The organism is Propylenella binzhouense, from assembly GCF_009866965.1.
Taxonomy (GTDB): Bacteria; Pseudomonadota; Alphaproteobacteria; order Rhizobiales; family Afifellaceae; genus Propylenella; species Propylenella binzhouense.
Genome location: NZ_SPKJ01000214.1, coordinates 1 through 1,102 on the forward strand (window position 1 = coordinate 1; position 1,102 = coordinate 1,102).

Consider the following 1,102-nt stretch of genomic DNA (forward strand, 5'->3'; position numbering starts at 1 on the left):
GGCCGCGCGGCTCCGCGCGGCCCGGCCCGGCTGGTGGGTGGTGCCGGCGCTCGCGCGGTGACCCGCGCGGCTTGACCGGCCCAAGCGCGCATGGCAGGCAGCGCCCGACTGCCACGAGATCGGACCAGCACGGTGAGCGCTTCCCAGACGGCACCCGTTCCGGACGAGGCCGCGCCGCACATGGCGCCGGCCCGCTCCTTCCAGGGCCTCATCCTCACGCTCCAGCGCTACTGGGCGGACAAGGGCTGCGTCATCCTGCAGCCCTACGACATGGAGGTCGGCGCCGGCACCTTCCATCCGGCGACGACGCTGCGCTCGCTCGGCCCGCGGCCGTGGCGGGCCGCCTATGTGCAGCCGTCGCGGCGCCCGGCCGACGGGCGCTACGGGGAGAACCCGAACCGGCTGCAGCATTACTACCAGTACCAGGTGATCCTGAAGCCGTCGCCGCCCGACCTGCAGGAGCTCTATCTAGGCTCGCTGAGGGCGATCGGCATCGACCCGAACCTGCACGACATCCGCTTCGTCGAGGACGATTGGGAAAGCCCCACGCTCGGCGCCTGGGGCCTCGGCTGGGAATGCTGGTGCGACGGCATGGAGGTGTCTCAGTTCACCTATTTCCAGCAGGTCGCCGGGTTCGAATGCGCGCCGGTCTCCGGCGAGCTCACCTACGGGCTGGAGCGCCTCGCAATGTACGTGCAGGGCGTCGACAACGTCTACGACCTCAACTTCAACGGCCGCGAGGACGAGGGCAAGGTGAGCTACGGCGACGTCTTCCTGCAGGCGGAGCAGGAATATTCGCGCTTCAACTTCGAGGCGGCCGACACCGCCATGCTGCTGCGCCATTTCGAGGATGCCGAGCACGAATGCGCGGCGCTGCTCGCGGCGGGGGAGGCGGAGGAGCGCCACCGCATGGCGCTGCCGGCCTACGACCAGTGCATCAAGGCGAGCCACGTCTTCAACCTGCTCGACGCCAGGGGCGTGATCTCGGTCACCGAACGGCAGAGCTACATCCTGCGCGTGCGGGCGCTCGCGCGCGCCTGCGGCGCCGCCTGGCTGAAGACCGCCGGCGGGGGCGCCGGCTAGGCGCTCGCGGCGGCGGGCG

The 1,102-nt window shown here is 71.1% G+C and carries 1 protein-coding gene; it reads left to right on the plus strand.

Translation table 11 applies throughout. The features are described 5' to 3' along the window. Positions 1-180: 180 nt before the first annotated feature. Positions 181-1,083 carry a glycine--tRNA ligase subunit alpha gene (locus E4O86_RS22975; protein WP_161142854.1) on the plus strand — a complete coding sequence of 301 codons (903 nt, stop codon included), beginning with the start codon at positions 181-183 and terminating at the stop codon, positions 1,081-1,083. Positions 1,084-1,102 lie beyond the last annotated feature (19 nt).